The sequence below is a fragment of the Kitasatospora sp. NPDC089509 genome, assembly GCF_044749365.1.
Lineage (GTDB): Bacteria > Actinomycetota > Actinomycetes > Streptomycetales > Streptomycetaceae > Kitasatospora.
The window spans coordinates 1-18,838 of record NZ_JBIVHS010000002.1 but is presented as its reverse complement, the minus strand read 5'-3'; the positions used below and the strand labels follow the sequence as shown (position 1 = coordinate 18,838).

The 18,838-nt window shown below is 73.9% G+C and carries 12 protein-coding genes and 2 rRNA genes; 5 read left to right on the top strand and 9 right to left on the bottom strand.

What is annotated here, in order from left to right:
- Window positions 1–2: 2 nt before the first annotated feature.
- The 4 genes from ACIP4P_RS03930 to eccD all read right to left on the bottom strand — a co-directional run bounded on the left by ACIP4P_RS03930 (window position 3) and on the right by eccD (window position 3,757).
- A complete protein-coding gene (locus ACIP4P_RS03930) occupies window positions 3–302 on the bottom strand; it encodes a hypothetical protein (protein WP_400914476.1) in 300 nt (99 codons plus the stop codon).
- Between the two features lie 99 nt (window positions 303–401).
- Window positions 402–734: a hypothetical protein gene (locus tag ACIP4P_RS03925; RefSeq protein WP_400914475.1), complete on the bottom strand. Its 333-nt coding sequence runs from the start codon at window positions 732–734 to the stop codon at window positions 402–404.
- A 105-nt stretch (window positions 735–839) separates the two neighbouring features.
- A complete protein-coding gene (gene eccB, locus ACIP4P_RS03920) occupies window positions 840–2,309 on the bottom strand; it encodes a type VII secretion protein EccB (RefSeq protein WP_400914473.1) in 1,470 nt (489 codons plus the stop codon).
- An 80-nt stretch (window positions 2,310–2,389) separates the two neighbouring features.
- On the bottom strand, window positions 2,390–3,757 hold the full coding sequence (gene eccD, locus ACIP4P_RS03915) for a type VII secretion integral membrane protein EccD (RefSeq protein ID WP_400914471.1): 1,368 nt from the start codon (window positions 3,755–3,757) through the stop codon (window positions 2,390–2,392).
- A 241-nt stretch (window positions 3,758–3,998) separates the two neighbouring features.
- On the opposite strand from eccD, the gene eccCa reads away from it, so the two are divergent.
- The 3 genes from eccCa to ACIP4P_RS03900 all read left to right on the top strand — a co-directional run bounded on the left by eccCa (window position 3,999) and on the right by ACIP4P_RS03900 (window position 12,030).
- Window positions 3,999–7,967, top strand: coding sequence for a type VII secretion protein EccCa (eccCa, locus tag ACIP4P_RS03910; RefSeq protein WP_400915331.1), 3,969 nt, complete (start codon window positions 3,999–4,001; stop codon window positions 7,965–7,967).
- 193 nt (window positions 7,968–8,160) lie between these two features.
- Complete coding sequence (locus tag ACIP4P_RS03905; protein ID WP_400914469.1) at window positions 8,161–11,034, top strand: hypothetical protein; 2,874 nt, start codon at window positions 8,161–8,163, stop codon at window positions 11,032–11,034.
- 93 nt (window positions 11,035–11,127) lie between these two features.
- The gene (locus tag ACIP4P_RS03900; protein WP_400914468.1) at window positions 11,128–12,030 is read left to right on the top strand and encodes a chitosanase; all 903 of its coding nucleotides are present in this window, start codon (window positions 11,128–11,130) and stop codon (window positions 12,028–12,030) included.
- 66 nt (window positions 12,031–12,096) lie between these two features.
- Here ACIP4P_RS03900 and ACIP4P_RS03895 read toward each other — a convergent pair whose 3' ends face one another.
- Complete coding sequence (locus tag ACIP4P_RS03895) at window positions 12,097–12,618, bottom strand: hypothetical protein (protein ID WP_400914466.1); 522 nt, start codon at window positions 12,616–12,618, stop codon at window positions 12,097–12,099.
- Window positions 12,619–12,650: 32 nt separating this feature from the next.
- A complete protein-coding gene (locus tag ACIP4P_RS03890) occupies window positions 12,651–13,343 on the bottom strand; it encodes an LPXTG cell wall anchor domain-containing protein (RefSeq protein ID WP_400914464.1) in 693 nt (230 codons plus the stop codon).
- A gap of 255 nt (window positions 13,344–13,598) precedes the next feature.
- Here ACIP4P_RS03890 and ACIP4P_RS03885 point away from each other — a divergent pair, with 255 nt between their 5' ends.
- Together ACIP4P_RS03885 and ACIP4P_RS03880 are read left to right on the top strand one after the other, a co-directional pair.
- Entirely contained in the window at window positions 13,599–14,360 is a 762-nt protein-coding gene (locus tag ACIP4P_RS03885) for a hypothetical protein (RefSeq protein WP_400914462.1), read from the top strand.
- Between the two features lie 194 nt (window positions 14,361–14,554).
- Window positions 14,555–15,214, top strand: a complete 660-nt coding sequence (locus ACIP4P_RS03880) for a hypothetical protein (protein ID WP_350516630.1) — start codon at window positions 14,555–14,557, stop codon at window positions 15,212–15,214.
- Between the two features lie 79 nt (window positions 15,215–15,293).
- Here ACIP4P_RS03880 and ACIP4P_RS03875 read toward each other — a convergent pair whose 3' ends face one another.
- The 3 genes from ACIP4P_RS03875 to ACIP4P_RS03865 all read right to left on the bottom strand — a co-directional run.
- Entirely contained in the window at window positions 15,294–17,402 is a 2,109-nt protein-coding gene (locus tag ACIP4P_RS03875) for a phosphocholine-specific phospholipase C (protein ID WP_400914460.1), read from the bottom strand.
- Window positions 17,403–17,622: 220 nt separating this feature from the next.
- A 5S ribosomal RNA gene (gene rrf, locus ACIP4P_RS03870) occupies window positions 17,623–17,739 on the bottom strand.
- 71 nt (window positions 17,740–17,810) lie between these two features.
- Window positions 17,811–18,838 (bottom strand): 23S ribosomal RNA (locus tag ACIP4P_RS03865); the annotation flags it as partial.

Sequence of the window (18,838 nt, the reverse complement as noted above, 5' to 3'; positions counted from 1 at the left end):
TCCTAGTAGCTGAAGTTGGAGCCGGCGCGCTTGTCCGAGTCCCGGATCAGGCCGTGGACCTCGTCCAGGGCGGCGGCGGCCTTGGCGATGTCGTCGGTCATGGCGGTGTCGGCCTTCGCCAGCACGTCGGCGTAGGCCTGGCCGCCGTCGGCGTAGTCACCGTGCAGCTCGTGGCCGAGGCCCTGGGTGAGGAAGGTCTGGGTCTGCTGCATCATCTCGTGCATCATCTGGCTCTGCTGGCGCAGCATCGCGGCAGCCTCGTCGATCTGCTGGTGGTGGAGTTCGATCCTGCCGTCGGACATCGTTCGTCCCCTTCGATCAGTGGTGGTCCCGGCCCGCGGCCGGTCGGTGGTGGTGCCGGCGGTGTCGCCCGCCGGCCGGCGTCGGGGCGAAGGACCCGGTCAGCTCAGGCCGTTGACGATGTCGTCGCCGGCACCGAGGCCGGACACGATCTGGACGGCGTCCTGGCCCGAGCCCTGGATCAGGCCGGAACCGCTGGTCAGCAGGTCGTGGAAGGTCTTGTACTGCTGGCGCACCTGGTCGTACTTGGCCTGCCAGTCCTGCATCTTCTCGACGAAGACGGTGCTGGCGGCGGCCTGGAAGTGCGCGTTGACCTCCTCGGTGATGGCGTTGATCTGGCGCTGGGTCTCCTGCATGTGCTGGTCCTGCGCCTCGACGGTGGTCAGCACCTGCTGGACTACCGCCGGATCGTTGAGCATGTTGTTGCCGGCCATGCGTGTTCCCTTCTCGAAGTGTGGGCGTCGGCCGTTCGCCGACGCCTCCTGGTGGGGCGGGCGGGCGCGACCGGCATGGTGAACGGGCGCGCGGGGTGGTGCGGTTCAGCTCCCGCAGGGGTTTCCGGCGGCGGTTCCGCCGGCCGTACCGCCTGCTCCACCGCCGGACACGCCGCCGCCGGCCAGCGCGGCCGGGTCCAGGCTCGGCCCGGTGGGCAGCAGGTCCAGCAGCCGGTGCGGGACGGCGGTCGGCACGGTCTTGGCGTAGCCGAGCTGCTTGGCGGCACCGGGCGAGGGCAGCGGGTACTTCACCCCGGCATCGGTGACCAGGTAGAGGGTCGACCCGGCACCGGAGCCGGTGGCGGCCACGGCCAGCGCGCCGCCCCCCGGTCGGACGGCGATCAGGTCGGCGCCGCCGCAGGCCGGGACGACGCCCGGCTGGGCGGCCGGAGGCGCTCCGCCGGCGCCGTCCGCCAGGGTGAGCGCGACGGCGTTCGGGCCGGCCGCCGGGTGGAGTTCCGCGCACGGCGCCTGCCGTTCCCCGAGTGCCACCAACTGCGGTGGCTTGGGCGGGAGTTCGGCACCCGACCAGGCGGCCGCGACGGCGGCGGGCGCCGGGTGGGCGGCCAGGTCGGCCGGGCCGACCTGGCCGGGGGTGACCACCGCGCCGCCGTAGGCGTCCTGCTGGGTCCGCGGGTCGCCCTGGACCAGTCGGAACATCGTCTCGCCGAGCGGCACCAGCCCGTCCTGGGTGAGCAGGTAGTGCTCCCCTCCGGCGCCGGCGAACAGCTGGCCGACCTTGCTGGGCAGGCCCGCCAGCGCCGGTCCGGCGGTACCCCGGCCGGGCAGGTCGGGGGCCTTGAGGTCCGGCCCGACCGGCAGGGCGTCCAGGAACCCGGCCGCTACCGGGCGCGGGACGGCGGTGCCGTAACCGAGCGCCCGGAGGCCCCCGTCGGCCGCGTCGATCCGCAACCGGTGCCCGCGCCACAGCAGTTGGGGGGCGCCGTCGGCGCCGGCCGCCAGCACCGCCTGGTCGTCGGCGAGCGCCCGCCCGCCGGGCCGCAGGCCGACCGACAGCGCCAACTCCGGTACGGTCCGGTTGCCCTGGGCCACGGTGACCGCGCAGGCCGACCAGTCCGCCGGGCCGAGGTCGCGTTCGGCCGGGACCCCGTCCGGGGCGCCGACGATCCCGACCGCCTGACCGCGCGCGGCGCCGGCCAGCGAGGCGGCACTGACCTGGACGGACCGGAACTGGTCCCCCGCCAGCAGCCGGGCGCTGGCCTGGTTCAGCACCGGGTGCAGCTGCCCCCCGGCGAACAGGTAGCGGGCGCCGCTCTCCTTGACCACCACCAGGGTGCCGGGCTTCTGCCAGCCGGTCGCACCACCGGGCTTGACCAGCCCGTAGACCCCCACCCCGACGCCGACCAGCAGCCCGACGGCGAGCCCGACCACGGCGCCCCGGGTGGTCCGGGCGACGGGTGTGTCGGGCGCGTCCGGTTCGCCGCGCAGCATCCCGGAGGAGACCCGGCTCATCACGAACAGGTGGGCCTGCACCTGGTCGCGTCTGGACTGCATGGACGTCTCCCGGGGTCGGTGGGGTCAGGGTCTTCGGCGTTGCAGGGGGTTCGGCGTTGCAGGGGGTTGGGCGTTGCACGTCAGCCGGAGACGGCCCGCAGCCCGTGGTAGAAGCCGAGCGTCTGGAGGGCCAGCGGCAGCAGCGCGACGGCCGCCAGCGAGTGCAGCAGGTCGGCCGCGCGCCCCCAGTAGGGCAGCAGTCGGCGACCGGGCACCGTCCAGGCGACCACCAGGAGCACCGCCGCGACCACCAACAGGCCGGCCAGCAGCGTCAGCCGGCCCTGCGGGCCGCTCCGCAGCCCGAGCCGCCCGGCCAGCAGCACCAGCCCGTACAGGCCGGGCAGGATCACTCCGAGCCGCTGCCAGAGGCTGCCGATCTCCCGGGCGTGCAGCAGGAGCAGCACCGACAGGTCGGCGGCGGTGGCGGCCGGCCCCCAGCCGTCGGCGCCGGCCAGCAGGCTCAGGCAGCCGACGCAGGCCAGCCCGATGCTGACCAGGAAGCCGGTCAGGTAGCCGTCGGCGACGTTGCTGCGGGCCAGCACGTCCCGGGCCGGGAACGGCTCGATGTCCTCCTGCAGTTCCTCGGCGTTGCGCGGCAGCGCGGGCAGCCGCAGCCCGGCGAGCTTGAAGGCCAGCCCGGGCACGAAGGCGCCGAACAGCACGGCGGCGCAGGCCAGGACGGCGGCCGAGTGCTCCGGCGGCACGTCCCGGACGGCCATCGCCCCGGCCCCCAGCCCGACCACCGCGACCACCAGGGCGGAGAGGAAGAACGGCGTCGAGGCGCCGACCGCGGCCAGCGCCAGCACCGCCGCACCGGCCCCGGCGGAGCCGCCCGCGAGCAGCCGGTCCGCCCCGTCCAGCCCGGGCACCAGGGCCGCCGCGGTGACGGCGTACCCGATCCCGGCGGCCCCCAGGGCGGTGCCCGCACCGGCGTCGCCGACGGTACGGGCGGCGCCCCCGGCACCGAACAGCAGCAGCACGGCGGCGGTCGCGGCGGCGGCGCAGCGGACCGGGTCGGGGCCGGGCAGGAGCAGCAGGGCGATCCCGCCGGCCAGCGCGACCAGGGCGGCGGCCACCGCGAGGTGGTGGGTGAGCTCGGGGCGCCAGGAGTCGCGGCGCTCCAGCATGCCGGTGCGCACGCCGTCGACCAGGTCGTCGAAGTGGACCGGCGGCAGTTCGGCGGTGCGTGGGCGCAGGTGCAGTTCCTCGCCGTCGCGCAGCCCGAGCGCGTCGAGGGTGCGCTCCTCGTCGAGGGGTTCGCCGCCGAGCCGCTGGAGCACCCAGCCGGAGTGCTCGGCGCCGGCCTCGGCGGCCTCGGCGCCGGCGTGTCCCAGCACGGCCGGCATCAGGTCGGCGAGGACCACGTCGGACGGCACGGCCAGTTCGAAGGCCGTCCCGGGCGCGCGGAACCTCAGCCTGACCAGGCCGGCGACGACTGCACCACTCATGCTCTCCCACTCTCCGGTCCGCTGGTCCTCCGAACGGTCCGCCGGATTCCGACGGGCTGTACGTGCGTCCCGGCGTTCGCGGTTCACCCGGATCTCAGGCGGATCGCAGGCGGATCGCCGGTCGGTGAACCGCGGCGGGGGCGCGGTCCGTGCGATGGGTCGACGAACCCGCGCGTGTGTGAGGAGAGCCCCGTTGAGCCAGGTCGTGGTCGACCGTCCGCCCCGGCGCTCCGGGCCGGAGATGCCGGACGGGGACATCCAGCTGCAGGAGCCGCCCGGCCTGCCCGAACCGCAGGGCGGGCTGGCCACGATGCTCACCATGGCGCCGATGGCGCTGAGTTCGCTGTCGATGGTGTTCATCTTCCTCAACCCGAACACCGCCAACGGTCCGATGACCTACGTCGCGATCGGCATGATGGGCCTGTCCGCCGTCGGCATGCTGGTCACCCAGCTGATCCGGGGCGAGAGCGACCGCAAGCGGCAGCTGCGCGGCGAGCGCCGGGACTACCTGCGCTACCTGTCCCAGATCCGCCGGCAGGTCCGCCGCCACACCGTCAAGCAGCAGCAGGCGCTGGCCTGGCGCCACCCCGAGCCCGCCGCGCTGGCCACCATGGTAGGCAGCTCCCGGCTGTGGGAGCGCCGGGCGGGCCACCCCGACTTCGGCGACGTGCGGATCGCGGTCGGCGCCCAGCGCCTCGCGGTGCGGCTGGCGCCGCTGGCCACCAAGCCGGTCGAGGACCTGGAGCCGTTGTGCGCCCACGCGCTGCGGCGGTTCATCCACGCCTACGGCACGCTCAAGGAGCAGCCGATCGCGGTGCACGTGCGCGGCTACGCCCACGTCCTGCTGCGCGGGCCGGAGGAGTCGGAGCCCGAGGCCGGAGCCCCGGACGACGCCGAGGCGCGGCGCGCCCTGGCCCGGGCGGTGGTGGCGCAGCTGGCGTTCTTCCACGCCCCGGACGAGCTGCGGATCGCCCTGGTCACAGGCCCGGAGCGGCGGGCCGACTGGGACTGGCTGAAGTGGCTGCCGCACGCCCTGCACCCGAACGAGACCGACGGCGCCGGCCCGGCGCGCCTGGTCGCCTCCTCGGTGGTGGAACTGGAGCAGCTGCTCGGCACCGAGTTCGCCGCCCGCGGGCCGTGGGAGCCGGACGTCCAGCCCGGCCGCGAGGAGCCGTACACCCTGATCGTGGTCGACGGTGCGACCCTGCCCGCAGGCGGCCGGGCCGTGTTGGCCGGCTACCGCAACGCGACCGTGCTGGACGTCTCCGGCGCCCTGGAGTGGAAGCACGCCAAGCACAAGCTGCGGCTGCGGATCACCTCGGCGGGCGAACTGGAGCTGGTCGGCTCGGACCGCAACCGCAAGGACAGCGTCACCGGACTCGGCCGCCCCGACGCCCTCGGCCCGGCCGCCGCCCGGCGCTACGCCGCGACGATGGCCCCGTACCGCCTGGGCAGCGCCACCGACGGCGCCGAGCCGCTCGCCACCGACTTCGACCTCACCTCGCTGCTGGGCATCAAGGACCTGCACCGGCACGACGTCCGCCGGGCCTGGTCCGACCGGCCCGCCGAGCAGCGGCTGCGGGTGCCGCTCGGCCTCGGCTCCGACGGCACCCCGGTGGACCTGGACATCAAGGAGTCCGCCCAGGGCGGCATGGGTCCGCACGGCCTGCTGATCGGTGCGACCGGCTCCGGGAAGTCGGAGCTGCTGCGCACCCTGGTGCTGGCGCTCGCGCTGACCCACTCCTCCGAGACGCTCAACTTCGTGCTCGTCGACTTCAAGGGCGGTGCGACCTTCCTCGGTCTGGACGCGCTCCCGCACACCTCCGCCGTGATCACCAACCTGGCCGACGAGGCCGCGCTGGTGGACCGGATGCGCGACGCCCTGCACGGCGAGATGATGCGCCGCCAGGAGCTGCTGCGCTCGGCGGGCAACTACACCTCGCTGCTGGACTACGAGGCCGCCCGTGCCTCCGGCGTCCAGCTGGACCCGCTGCCCACGCTGTTCGTGGTGGTCGACGAGTTCTCCGAACTGCTCGCCGCGCACCGCGACTTCATGGAGTTGTTCATCATGATCGGCCGGCTCGGCCGGTCGCTCGGGGTGCACCTGCTGCTGGCCTCCCAGCGCCTGGACGAGGGCCGGATGCACGCCCTGGAGTCCCATCTGTCGTACCGGATCGGCCTGCGCACCTTCTCCGCGATGGAGAGCCGCGGCGTGCTGGGCGTCCCGGACGCCTACCACCTGCCCTCCCAGCCCGGCAACGGCATCCTGCGCAGCGACATCTCCACCCTGACCCGCTTCAAGGCCGCCTACGTCTCCGGCCCGTACCGCCAGCAGCGGCCCAGCCCGGCCCGGCAGGCCGCGATGGCCGGGCAGGTCGTCGCGTACGGCACCGAGTACGTGGCACCGCGGCAGCAGCCGGTGGCGGCCGAGCCCGAGCCCCTCGCGGAGGAGCCGACCGCCTCCCTGCTGGAACTCGCCGCCGAGCGGCTCACCGACGCCGGCCCGCCCGCCTACCGGGTCTGGCTGCCGCCGCTGGACGTGCCGCCCACCCTGGACGAGCTGCTGCCCCCGCTGGCCCCGCACCCCGAGCACGGCCTGACCACCGAGGGCTGGCCGCAGCGCGGCGCACTGTCGGTGCCGATCGGCGTGGTGGACCGGCCGTTCCAGCAGATGCGGGACCTGCTCACCGCCGACCTGTCCGGCGCGGGCGGCCACGTCGGCATCGCCGGCGGCCCGCAGAGCGGCAAGAGCAACCTGCTGCGGGCCCTGATCACCGGCCTGGCGCTCACCCACTCCCCGCGCGAAGTCCAGTTCTACTGCCTGGACTTCGGCGGTGGCGGGCTCTCCGCGCTGCGCGGCCTGCCACACGTCGGCGGGGTCACCGGGCGGCACGACCCCGAGCGGGTCGGCCGGACGATCGCCGAGATCAACGGCATCATCGCGCGCCGCGAGCAGAGCTTCGCCCGGCTCGGCCTCGACTCCGCGGCCTCCTTCCGCCGGCGCCGCGCGGCCGGCGACCCGGAACTGGCGGACGACCCGCACGGCGACGTGTTCCTCGTGGTGGACGGCTGGAACACCCTGCGCCAGGAGTTCGGCGAACTCGTCCAGGTGCTCGGCCTGATCGCCGGGCGCGGCCTCAACTACGGCGTCCACCTGGTGGTCACCGCGACCCGCTGGGCCGAGGTCACCAGCGCGCTGCGCGACCAGCTCGGCACCAAGTTCGAGCTCCGGCTGGGCGATTCGGTCGACTCCATGATCAACATGCGGGCCGCCGCCACCGTCCCCAAGGTGCCCGGCCGCGGCCTGACCGACGAACAGCTGCACTTCCTCACCGCCCTGCCCCGGATCGACGGCACCGGCGACCCGGACGACCTCGCGGACGGCGTCGCCGACCTGGTCGAGGCCGTCAACGACCACTGGACCGGCCCGCGCGCCCCCCAGGTCCGGATGCTGCCGCTGCTGCTCGAACCGGCCGCCCTGCCCGCCCCCGAGGGCCGGCTGCGGATCGCCCTCGGCCTGGAGGACCGGGAGATCTCCCCGCTCTGGCACGACTTCGAGGAGACGCCGCACCTGATGGTGTTCGGCGACAGCGAGAGCGGCAAGACCAACCTGCTGCGCCACCTGGTCAACGGCATCACCTCGGCCTACACCCCCGCCGAGGCCCGGATCATGCTGATCGACTTCCGGCGCGGCCTGTTCGACCTCGTCCCGGAGGAGTACCGGCTCGGCTACGCGGTCGCCGTGGACGTGCTCAAGCAGATCGTCCAGGGCGCGGCCCGGGCCATGGAGGGCCGGGTGCCCGGCGAGTCCATCAGCCCCGCCCGGCTCAAGCTGCGCGACTGGTGGACCGGCGCCGAACTGTTCATCCTGGTCGACGACTACGACCTGATCGCGGCACCGCTCACCGGCCACCCCTTCGCCCCGCTGCTCGACCACCTCGCCCAGGGCACCGAACTCGGCCTGCACCTGATCGTCGCCCGCAGCGCCAACGGCATCGCCCGGAGCATGAGCGACCCGCTGATCCGCCGCCTCCAGGAGGTCAACACCCCGGCGGTGCTGCTCTCCTGCCCGCCGAGCGAGGGCGTGCTGTTCGGCAACGTGAAGCCCCGCCAGCTCCCGCCGGGCCGGGCGCTGCACATCACCCGGCGGCGCACGGTGCAGCTGCAGACGGCGCTGGTGCCGGAACCGGAGGAGGCGGGGGCGTCGTAGGTCCGGTGCGGTTCACCGGATCCGACGGCCCGGCGCGGGGCCGCGTCGGGCCGTCGGATCCGGTGAACCGCGGACCGTACCGGCGCCGTATAGCTGCCCGGGACGCCGCTCGTGCGGGTCCCGACGATCGAGCAGGGAGGCGTACGCCGATGGCTGAGGTGGAGCCTCACCCGTCAACCGCCGGGGGGCCGCGATGAGCGCGGCACCGTCCGGGGCGGCGGACCGACCGGCGACCGAGTCGGCACCGCGCCGACGGTTCGGCCGCCGCAACGCGCCGTCCCCGGCGCCGGCCGCGGCGCCCGCGCGCCGTACCCCGTCCCGCTCCGTCCTGCGGCCGTTCGGCCCGCACTACGTCATCGCCCCGCGCGAGGTCAGCGACGCCGAACTGGCCACCGCGATGGGCAGTCTGCGCCCGGTGCCGAACGCCCTCGTGGTGGTGGCCGCGGCCGCCGACGCCGCCCCGGTCCTGCGCGAGCGGATGTCCGAACTCGGTTCGATCGCCCGCACCCGCGGCGCGTCCAGCCTGATCCTGGCGGCCTCCGGCCTCGCCGCGCTCGGCCCCGGCGGTCGACGGCCCGCCGAGGTGGTGGCCGACAAGGCCGGGATCCCGGTGGTCGCCCCGGACGGCCTGGTCGCCATCCAGCCCGACGGCACCCTCAAGGTGACCGCGCCCGAGGGCTCCGGCGAGCCCGCCACCTGGTGGCACTGCCCGCCCGGGGGCCGTCCCCGCCGACTGCGCGAGACCGTCGAGGCCGCCGGCCCGGTCCCGCCCGCAGCCGCCCCGCCGGACGCCGGGGCCTGGCCGTCGCCCGCCGTCCCCTCCCGGACCGTCGCCGCGCCCGGCCCGACCGCGCCGCCCGCCTCCGTCGCCGTCCACCGGCTGGCCTCCGGGTTCTGGCTCAGTCACGTCACCGCCCGGCCCGAGCCCGCCATGCCGTTCCTGCGCGAGCTCGCCACGCCGCCCGGCACCACCCCGCTGCTGGTCGGCACCCCCGCCCAACCGGTGCTCGCCCCGGAGGAGTTCGCCGACGCCGCGCTCTCCCTGCCGACCGGCACCGACCAGCTGGTGGTCACCGCGCCCTGGGCCGACCCGGGCGCCCTCGCCGTCCTCTCCGGCACCCTCGCCGAGCGGCTCGGCCGCCCCGTGCACGCCTCGATCGGCCTGCCGGTCGCGCACGAGGGCGTCCACACCGCCCGGATGCTCGACCACCGCGGCGCCACCACCTGGGAGCCGTACCTGATCCGGCTCACCTCCACCAGCCGCCACGACACCGTCGGCGCGGCCTGGCGCAACGGCGGCGCCTCCTGGCAGACCGTCGGCCCGGCGGTCTTCCACGCCTTCCCGTTCTGGTGCCTGGAGGCCGTCCCGGCCGGGCTCTGGCTGCGCCCCGAACCGCCGTACGCCTGGGCACCGCGGCTGCTGCGGCCCGATCCGGCCCGCCCGCTGCTCGTGGTCGGCGAACGGGCCCGGCTGATCACCCACGACACCTGGGAACAACTCTCCGCCCTGCTCGACCAGTTGCCGGCCCCGGGCGTGCGCGGCTTCGGGCTGCTGCTGCACGGTCTGGTCGACGCGGCCTCGGAGAGCAGCGCCCGGTTCTTCGCCCGGATGCACGGGCTGGTGTGGCTCAATCCGCCGGCCCGGGCGGTGGGCGGTCGGCCCGGCGGGCCGGGCGGTGTCGCCGGTGTCGCCGGTCCGGCGCCGGCCCTGCCGACGGGCTACGCGGTGGGCGGTGGCGGCTTCGGCGGGCCGTCCGCGCCGCCGCGCTCCACCCTGCCGGCGGGCGGGGGCCCGGGATTCGTCACCGGGCCGGTCGCACCGGCCGCCCCGGGGATCCCCACCTCTGCCGACCCGGACCTGCTCCCGCCGACGGCTCCCCCCGCCGGGCTCGCCACCAGCAGCGGTGCGGGCCCGGTGGGCGGTCCCGCCGCCCCCGCCGAGGTGACGGCGACGGCGTCCGCCGCAGCCGGGACTCCCGCCACCGAACGCCCCGCCGCCCCGCCGGTGGCCGCCGAACCGGCCGTTCCCGCACCGGAGTCGGCCGACGAACCCGAGCCGCCGGTCGAGGAGCCCGTCGAAGCGCCCGTACCGACACCCACCGAGGCCGCGACGCCCACGGCGGCCGCGGCACTCGCCAAAGCCGAGGCGCCCGAGACGCCGGAGGTGGCCGAGACGCCCGCCGCCCCGACCCCCGCCCCTCCCCCGTCGCTCGCCCTCGCCGCGCGCTACTTCGGCCCGGCCGACGCCATGGCGCTCCCCTCGGTGAGCAGTGCCGCGGACCGGGACGCCTTCCGCGCGCTCCTCGGCGAGCAGTACCAGCGCGGCGCGGGGCGGGTCGAACCCGCCGTCACCCGGCTTCCCGGCCTGCGTTCGACCGGCCGGGACGACGTCAAGCCCGACCTGGTCGCCGTCCTGCTGCACCACGAGGGCGCGGACGTGCCCGCCGGACGGGACGCGGTGATCGCCGAGGCCCGTGGCGGTACCCCCGGTCCGCTCGCCCCGTACTTCACCTGCCTGGCGTCCGGTCTGCGCCGACTGCCGAGCCATCACGGCGCGGTGCTGCTCGGCACCGACCTCCCGTCGGAGGTGCTGGAGGCGTACCCGCCCGGTCTGACCCTGGTCGAGCCGGCACCGGTCACCGGTCTGTCCTCGCCCGCCGCCGAGTTGGGCACCGCCGTCGAGTTCGTCGTCTGGTCGACCACCGGACGCCGGACGGCCGTGTTCGGCGCCGACGGCGACGTGCCGCAGGTCGCCTTCCCCCCGGGCACCGGCTTCACCGTGGTCGACGCCGTCCCCGGTGACGGCCCGGCCCGGCCCGCCCGGGTGCTGCTGCGCGAGACCGGCGGATCGGCCACGACCGGGCCGGACGCCGAACGGGACCGCAGCGCCCGGGACCGGCTGCGGGCCTGGCTGGAGCGCCGCGACCGGGTGGCCCCGGCCGACCGCCGGGCGGTCGCCCGCCCGGAGCGCTTCCGGCTGACCCCGGGCGCGGCGCTGCCCGCGCCGCGTCCCGAGCCCCCGACCGTCCCCGCCGATCCCGACCCCGGGCCGGCCACCGAGGCCTGACCGGACGCCGGACGGCGCCGTCCTCCCGCCTCTCGATCCACTCGACACACCCGACGACTCGACGCACCCGACGAACTCGACCTCGGAGCCCGCATGCCGCCCGCCAACTCCCGTACGTCCCGGCCGAAGGCCCTGCACATCGCCACGGCCGCCGTGCTGATCACCGCCGTCACCGCGAGCGTGGCCAGCGCCCGTCCGCACCGCACCACCCAGCCCCTGCCGTCCGCCAGCGGGACGCCGTCCGCCGGCGGCACCCCGAGCGCCACGGCCGACCCCGGCTCGGCCTCCGGCCTGAACGACCCCCACATGAAGGACATCGCCCAGAAGTTGGTGTCCAGCGCCGAGAACTCCTCGCTGAACTGGCAGGCGCAGTTCTCGTACATCGAGGACATCAAGGACGGCCGCGGCTACACCGGCGGCATCATCGGGTTCTGCTCGGGCACCGGCGACATGCTCGACCTGGTCAAGCACTACGAGCAGCTCAAGCCGGGCAATCCGCTCAGCAAGTACCTCCCCGCGCTGCAGAAGGTGAACGGCTCCGCCTCCCACTCCGGCCTGGACCCGGACTTCGTCTCCGACTGGAAGAAGGCCGCCCAGGACCCGGCCTTCCAGCAGGCCCAGACGGACGAGCGGGACCGGGTCTACTTCAACCCGGCCGTCATGCAGGCGCAGACCGACGGGCTGCACGCCCTCGGCCAGTTCGCCTACTACGACGCCATCGTGATGCACGGCCCCGGCGACGAGCCGGTCAGCTTCGGCGGCATCCGCGCCGCCGCGATGAAGAAGGCCAGGACCCCTGCCCAGGGCGGCGACGAGAAGACCTACCTCGCGGCCTTCCTCGACGCCCGCCGGGCCGCGATGAAGACCGAGGCCGCCCACGAGGAGACCGACCGGGTGGACACCGAGCAGGAGGTGTTCCTGCGCGCGGGCAACCTCGACCTCCACACCCCGCTGGTGTGGAAGGTCTACGGCGAGTCGTACCACATCGACAACTGACGGCCCGGCCACGCGGAGAGGGGCGGCTGCTCGCGCAGCCGCCCCTCTCCGTTCTCGTCCGGCGGGTCACCAACCAGCCGTCGCCGCACCGTACTTCGTCGTACCGGGCGTCGCCGTGCCGCGCGTGACCGCCGGGGCGGTCACCGTCCCCGGCCCGCCGCTGGTGCGCACCGACGGCGTCGAGGCCGGACCGATCGCCTCCGCTCCGACCGACGACCCGAGCGCCGACCCGAGCGCCGACCGCTCCGGTGCCGCGACGCCGAGCGCGTCCAGACGCAGCACCAGGTTGTGCAGCACGTCCGACGCCGGCCGGCCCGGCCAGCGGCAGTCCCGCGCCCGGACCTCCCGGGTGCGGCGGCCGCCCTCGACGGTCACCGGACCGGGCGCCACCTCGACGTCCGGCCGCCAGCCGCCGCCCGGCCACAGGTGCTCCAGCCGCAGCTCCCAGGTGTCCGCGTCGACGACCAGGGATTCCCCCACCACACCGGCCAGCACCTGCACGCCGTACGGCGTACGGACCACCGCACGCTGGTCGAAGTCGGCGTCCTTGCCGACCACCGTGAGGCGCCACGCCCCGTCGACGAACATCCCGCCGCCCCTTCCGCGTTCCCGGCCGGCCGTCAGGCCTTGCGGCGGGCGCCGACCTTGCGGGCCGCCACGACGAGTCCGGCACCGGCGACCAGGGTGGCGGCACCCGCCACCGCGAGGCCGGTGTTGCCGCCGCCACCGGTCTGGGCCAGGGCGGGGGCGGCGCTCGCACTCTCCGAAGCCGAAGGCGAGACGGAGGGGTGCGCGGCGGGCGAGGACGGCGTGCCGGTCGGGGTCGCCGACGGGCTGCCGCTGGGCGACGGCGTCACCGTACGGCTCGACGTCGGGGTGGGCGTCGGGGTGGCCGTCGCGGACGGCGTCGCCGGCTTGGTCGGGGTGACCGGCGGAGTCGGCGTGACCGGCGGGGTCGGCGTGGCGGACGGGCAGAGCGGCACGTCGGCGACGTGCTTGTCCACGTGGGTGTCCGCCAGGGTGAACCGCCAGTCGTCGCCCTTGCCGGAGTAGCCGACGGTCACCTTGGCGGTCGCGTGCGCGCCGAGCGTGCCGTGGTACGTCTCGGTGCCGCCCACCAGGCTGAGGGTGTAGTCCCCCGCGTCCTTGTAGTTGTTGCCGAGCACCAGCTCGACGTGGCCGGCGTCCGTCCGGCAGCCGATCGTCAGCGAGGCGTCGCTCGGGTGCCAGGCGAAGGCCTGCCCGGTACCGGCCAGGGCCAGGGCGGCGACCGCACCACCGGTGACCGCGGCAGCGCGGCGTACGTGCTTCATCTGTGCATCTCCTCGAAGGGTTGGGAGGGTTCTGAGGGTTCTGAGGGTTCGTGGGGGTCACGAGGGCCGCCCCGGGCCACTCCGCCCGTGGGAAGCGGTGGGCACGCGAGGCGGCGACGGACGGCACAGGGGCCGTCACCGTCAAGTACGGCCCGCACGGCCCGCGGGGTTCACCCGCCCGGCAACGCCCCTGGTCAGCCGCCTCCCGCCGGAAACCCGGCTGACAAGCCCCGTCGACTCCGGGACCATCGGGCCGTGACCACAGCACCGAACCTGCTCTCCCTCCGCATCGTCGTACCGCCGCTCGGGACCGAGGGCCCGGTGGAGTGCCGCCCGATCGTCGACGGCCGGGACGTCCTGGCCGAGGTGTTCGACGCGGGACCGGCCGAGGACCCCCGGTTCCTGCTCGCCCCGGGGACCCCGCTGCGGGCGACCGACACCCCGCGCACGGTCCGACTCGCCGAGGCCCACTGCGCCGACGCCTGCTGCGGCGGCATCAGCGTGACCGTCCGGCGCGAGGGGCGGCACGTGGTCTGGAACGGCTGGCGCAACCCCGTGGCCGCGTCCGTCGACCTCCCGGAACTCCGGTTCGACATCGACCGGTACGAAGCGGAGCTCGACCGGGCCGCCGCCGACCACGGCTGGGAGTGGCCGGCCCGTACGGTCGCCAGGCTGCTGGAGGAACGGGTCCACGGGCGCACCGACTGGCTGACCGCCTGGGAATGCGAGCTGCTCTCCGTCGCCGCCTGGCCCTCGGAACCCGACCGGCTCACCGTCGTCCTGCTCCACCCCGGTCGCCCCGCGATCCGGGACGGCCACCCGTGGCTCCAGTTCCGGCTGAGCATCCCGGTCTCCGACGACCACCCGGCCGCCCAGGCCGAGGCCCTGGTGTCGCGCCTCTCCGCCGAGGACCCGCGCACGACCGCCGAGGTCTGCGGAGGCTCACGGGCGTACGCCGCCCAACTCGGCTACCCCTGGCCCGAACGCCGACGCCGCCCCACGGCCACCGCCACCTGACCCCGGGCCCCGGCCCCCACCCGCGTCCCGCCGTCCGCCCGGAGGGCTCCCCCACACCGGCACCGACTCGTCCCGCCGCCCGCCCGGAGGGCTCCCCCACACCGGCACCGATTCGTGACGTGACCCTGCCTAGTTCGTTCCCGTCGCGCTGTGATGGGATGTGGCCAAGGAGTGACGATCGCAGGCGGGGGTGCGTGGTGCGGAGTGGACGGCTGCTCGGGCTGGACGGGGATGCGGCGCGATTGGTGGCGGTGGGGCTGATCCGGCTGGGGGCCGGGGAGTGGCTCGGGGCGACCGGCGGGGCGCCGGCGTGGGTGGGCGGGCTGCGGGCGGCCTCGTTCGCGGACACCTGGCTGTCCTTCGGCGACGCGCCCGCGCCCGGGCTGCGGGTGCCCGCCTCGGCCGTGCTGCCCGCCGTGGCGGAGCACGCCGCCGAGTTGCTCCTGCGGTCCTGCGGTCAGGACGGGCCGGCGGCGCTGGAGTGGCTCGGGCAGCGCTCGGCCGAGGCCCGCGAGGAGGCGGACCGGGAGGGTGTGAGCCACCCCGCCGAGCCCTGCGCGCTGACCCTGGTCTGGCACGGGGTGCAGGCGCTGGCCGCCGGGGACGGCCCGTCCCACCGCGCCCGGATCGAGGAGCGGGTCGACGCCTACGTCCGGGAGCGGCACCGCCGCCAGGACACCCTGGCGCTGGTGCTGTGCTGCGCCCGGATCGCCGCCGCCGCGCTGGTGGAGCTGAGCGAGGGCGATCCGGACCGGGTGGACGACCGGCTGGAGGACGACGCGGCGCGCGCCATGCCGCGCGGCGGCCCCGTCCCGCTGTGGGTCCCCAGCCGCCCCTGGCAGCCCGCGGGCTGACCGCGAACGGCCGTGGGCCCTGGCAGTGCTGCCAGGGCCCACGGTCAGGTGTCCCTCAGCGGGGCCGACGCGGATCCGGTCAGCGCGGGCCGGGGTCGCTGGTGCCCGGGCGGCCGTTCTCGACGTGCCCGGCCCAGCGGCGGCGGAACGCCGGTCCGTCCGTGCCCGTCACGGTGACGTCGTACCACCGGCTGTCGCCGCCCAGGTCGAAGGTGAACCGGGCGTCGTCACCGGGCCGAATGGTGCGGCCCTGCTTGGCGCCCTTGGCGTAGGCGTTCTCAAGGGTGACCGTCCGGGTGGTGTCCCCGTGGTTGGAGACCGTCACCCGCACCTTGTTCTTCGCGGGCTCGAAGCGGGCGACCAGGCCGCCCACCGTCTTGCCCTCGAACTCCTGCACCGAGCCGTTCGGCCCGTGGGCGACCAGGTGGTAGCGGCCGTCGACCAGCGGCCAGTGGTCCTCGAAGCTGTCGCCCGCCGAGAGGGTGTAGCGGCGCGGGGCCCCCGTCGGCGCCGTCCGGTCGTAGACGTAGAGCCAGGCGCCGGCCGCACCCTGGTTGTCCATGTTGAGCTGGAACACCGTCGCGTCGTCGGTCTCGTCCTCGTTGACCCGCAGGTCGTACGGGAGCGCGCGGGCCGGCCGGGTGCCCGGCTCCTGGGTGGGCAGCTGCTGGGGCAGCGGCACCTGGTAGGGCTTGCCCCGCGAGGCGATCGGCGCCGGCACCGCGATCGAAACCGGGCGCGGGTCGGCGCCGGAGAAGTCGAGCGCCGAGGTGAGGTCACCGCAGACCGCGCGGCGCCAGGCGCTGATGTTGGGCTCCTCGATGCCGAACCGGGCCTCCAGGAACCGCAGCACGGAGGTGTGGTCGAAGGTCTCCGAACAGACCCAACCACCGCGCGACCACGGGGAGATGACCAGCAGCGGCACCCGTGGGCCGAGCCCGATCGGCTGCAGCCCGCCCCGGTCCGCGCCCGGCACCAGCGGGCTCATCTCGCCCGGGTACTTGGCGAGGTCGAGCAACTCGTCGGCGAGGCTGGCCTCCAGGTCGGTGGAGACCATGCCCTGGCCGCCCGGCCGGCTGACCACCGGCGGCATCGGCGGGACGACGTGGTCGAACAGCCCGTCGTTCTCGTCGTAGTTGATGAGGAAGACGGTCCGGCCCCACACCTCGGGGTTGGACGTGAGCGCGTCCAGCACCAGGTTGATGTAGTAGGCGCCGTCGGTGGGCGTGGCGGACGGGTGCTCACTGTACTTGTACGGCGGGACGATCCAGGAGACCTGGGGCAGCCGACCCTGCTGGACGTCGGCCCGGAACTCCTTGAGCGTGTGGTCGCTCGCGCCCTTCTCCACCAGCGGCCCGGACGCGCCCTCGGCGGTCTGGTAACGCTCGAAGAACATCAGCGAGTTGTCGGTGTAGTTGTCCGTCGGGGTGCCCGGCTCACCCGAACCACCCTGGTACAGCTTCCAGCTGACCCCCGCGTCCTCCAACCGCTCCGGGTAGGTGGTCCAGGTGTAGCCGTTCTTGTTGTTGCGCTCCTCCAGGCCGGGCCCGTTGGGCTTGCGGCCGTAGACGTTGCGCGGGTCGCTGGTGCCGGTCCAGAGGTAGATGCGGTTGGGGGCGGTGTCGGCGTGGACGGAGCAGAAGTACGAGTCGCAGACGGTGAACGCGTCGGCCAGCGCGAAGTGGTACTGCACGTCCTGGCGCTTGAGGTGACCCATCGTCATGACGTCCTGCTTCTGGTTCACCCACTGGTCGTGGCGCCCCTCGTTCCAGGCGAGGTGGCCGCTGCTCCAGCCGTGGTCGGTACCGGCCTGGTACTCGGTGGTGTTCCTGGGGTCGATGTACCAGGGCAGCACCTCCTTCTCGGAGGCCGGCAGACCGCGGTCGTGGTAGCGGCCGGTCTTCACCGCGGCGGCGGGCTGGTGCCAGTTCGGCCGACCGTCCGGCAGCAGCGTGGGGCGCGGGTCGCCGAACCCGCGAACCCCGCGGAGGGTGCCGAAGTAGTGGTCGAAGGAACGGTTCTCCTGCATCAGGATGACGACGTGTTCGACGTCCTTGATCGAACGGGTCCGGCTGATCGCGGGCAGGGCCAACGCCTTGCTGACCGCGGGCGGGAACGCCCCGAGGCCGGCGGCGGCCGCGGAGGCGCCGCCCAGCTGGAGGAACCGACGCCTGTCGATGGAGGCCACGTGATGTCCTTCCGAGTCGTGCACTGCACAAGTACGAAGAAGGCTCGAACATAGACATCGCACGCGGGTCGAACACAGTCCTCCAGCGAACGCCGCGTGAGCTTTCGGCCAATTGTTGTCCAGCCAACTTCCCGACACGGCCGCACGGCCGGAAGCCCGGGGGCCGGAAACGCGAAAAGCCCCCGCCCGGTTCACCCGGCGGGGGCTTTTCTGAAGAATTGTTCGGCGGCGTCCTACTCTCCCACAGGGTCCCCCCTGCAGTACCATCGGCGCTGTGAGGCTTAGCTTCCGGGTTCGGAATGTAACCGGGCGTTTCCCTCACGCTATGACCACCGAAACACTATGAAACTGTCGACCCGCCGGCAAGGCGGTCGTTGTTTCAGAACAACACAGTGGACGCGAGCAACTGAGGACAAGCCCTCGGCCTATTAGTACCGGTCAACTCCACCCCTCACAGGGCTTCCATATCCGGCCTATCAACCCAGTCGTCTACTGGGAGCCTTACCCTCTCAAGGAGGTGGGAGTGCTCATCTCGAAGCAGGCTTCCCGCTTAGATGCTTTCAGCGGTTATCCCTCCCGAACGTAGCCAACCAGCCATGCCCTTGGCAGGACAACTGGCACACCAGAGGTTCGTCCGTCCCGGTCCTCTCGTACTAGGGACAGCCCTTCTCAACACTCCTACGCGCACAGCGGATAGGGACCGAACTGTCTCACGACGTTCTAAACCCAGCTCGCGTACCGCTTTAATGGGCGAACAGCCCAACCCTTGGGACCTACTCCAGCCCCAGGATGCGACGAGCCGACATCGAGGTGCCAAACCATCCCGTCGATATGGACTCTTGGGGAAGATCAGCCTGTTATCCCCGGGGTACCTTTTATCCGTTGAGCGACGGCGCTTCCACAAGCCACCGCCGGATCACTAGTCCCTACTTTCGTACCTGCTCGACCCGTCAGTCTCACAGTCAAGCTCCCTTGTGCACTTACACTCAACACCTGATTGCCAACCAGGCTGAGGGAACCTTTGGGCGCCTCCGTTACTCTTTAGGAGGCAACCGCCCCAGTTAAACTACCCACCAGACACTGTCCCTGATCCGGATCACGGACCCAGGTTAGACATCCAGCACGACCAGAGTGGTATTTCAACGGCGACTCCACAACAACTGGCGTTGCTGCTTCAAAGTCTCCCACCTATCCTACACAAGCCGAACCGAACACCAATATCAAGCTATAGTAAAGGTCCCGGGGTCTTTCCGTCCTGCTGCGCGAAACGAGCATCTTTACTCGTAATGCAATTTCACCGGGCCTATGGTTGAGACAGTCGAGAAGTCGTTACGCCATTCGTGCAGGTCGGAACTTACCCGACAAGGAATTTCGCTACCTTAGGATGGTTATAGTTACCACCGCCGTTTACTGGCGCTTAAGTTCTCAGCTTCGCC